Origin of the sequence: Kitasatospora sp. MBT63, assembly GCF_000710465.2 — a bacterium.
In the GTDB taxonomy this organism is placed as follows: Bacteria; Actinomycetota; Actinomycetes; order Streptomycetales; family Streptomycetaceae; genus Kitasatospora.
This window is the reverse complement of record NZ_JAIZ01000362.1, coordinates 7823-8606: the sequence shown is the minus strand read 5'-3', so window position 1 is coordinate 8606 and position 784 is coordinate 7823. Positions and strand designations below refer to the sequence as shown.

The window sequence follows — 784 nt, the reverse complement described above, 5'->3', positions numbered from 1 at the left end:
GCAGCGCTGCGACGTTCCGTCGGGCGTTCACGTCGGCGGGTACGGCCCGGAGTTCGGTAGTCCGGTTGCGTAGGTCTACGGATGTCGGGGGAGCGGAGCCGCGGCGAGACTCGTCCGCGGCGGGGCGGCCCCCGGGCCGCGACCCCCGCACCCTCGCACCTCTACCGTGGAGTCACCCATGCAGCTCAGGAAGGCCTTCGGCGCCGTCGCCCTCGGGGTCACCGTGCTCACCGCCGTCCCGGCGATCGCCCTGCCGCAGGCGGCCTTCGCCAGCGACTGCTACACGTCCTGCGACCCGTGGGACAACAACGACCCGAATGACACGATCGTGGTCATCGGCCACCCGCAGCCCGAGGGCCCCGGCCCCGGCCCCGGCGTCATCTTCCCCGGGGGCGGCGGCGGCAGCGGGGCGACGGCGGTCGTCTACAGCAAGGGCCAGACCTGGGAGGAGCAGGAGTTCTGCCGGCGCAACACCAACACCATCCCCGAGCGGCTGTCCACGACGGTGCAGTACAACACCTCGTTCAAGATCACGGCCAGCATCTCCTCGGAGGCGCTCACCGCGCTGAAGGCCTCGCTCGGCGCCGAGGTCAACACCTCGGTGACCCGGACGCACAGCCTGGACGCCACGCTCAACCCGGGCCAGAGCCTGGGGGTGTTCGTCGAGATCCAGACCAACGTGTACCAGATCACCACCTACGACTTCACGGGCCAGCAGCACGTCGACTACATCAACGTGACCGCGCCGACCGGTGTGGTCACCGACCACGCGTGCTGATGACCT

At 70.2% G+C, this 784-nt stretch carries 1 protein-coding gene; it reads left to right on the top strand.

What is annotated here, in order from left to right; genetic code table 11:
- Positions 1–178 precede the first annotated feature (178 nt).
- Positions 179–778, top strand: a complete 600-nt coding sequence (locus AA75_RS21180) for a DUF6426 family protein (RefSeq protein WP_033821730.1) — start codon at positions 179–181, stop codon at positions 776–778.
- Positions 779–784: the final 6 nt, after the last annotated feature.